The sequence below is a fragment of the Lewinella sp. genome (assembly GCF_050633125.1).
GTDB lineage: Bacteria > Bacteroidota > Bacteroidia > Chitinophagales > Saprospiraceae > Lewinella.
This window is the reverse complement of sequence record NZ_JBOEFX010000094.1, coordinates 1,124-1,452: the sequence shown is the minus strand read 5'-3', so window position 1 is coordinate 1,452 and position 329 is coordinate 1,124. Positions and strand designations below refer to the sequence as shown.

At 47.4% G+C, this 329-nt stretch carries 1 protein-coding gene; it reads right to left on the bottom strand.

Annotated elements, in window-relative coordinates; genetic code table 11:
• Positions 1-329, bottom strand: a 329-nt coding sequence (locus ACRBG0_RS19890) for a hypothetical protein (protein WP_431488603.1), incomplete at both ends; no start/stop codon positions are given.

The following is a 329-nucleotide window of genomic DNA, read 5'->3' as shown; positions in this document are numbered from 1 at the left end:
ATCAAGTCAGCTACATCTTCGTCTGCTACGAATTCGTTAGACTTGATATCGCCGTCGCCGTTTGCGTCTACTGCAAATGCGTCAAGCTCTGCTGATACGATGCTTACTACTAGTACACCGTCTCCGTCAAACAATTCACACTCGTCACTTACTGAGAATGGAATGCTTACTGCTTCTTCACAGTTTCCGTCATCATCACCGAACTGACCAGCTAGTAGGTCAGGACAGTTAGCCGTTGGGCCACCGTACTCACCAACACTTACTACTGGTGCAGTTGAGTCGTATACTTTAACGAACTGCGTGTAGATGTAACGACCGTAGTTAGGCAG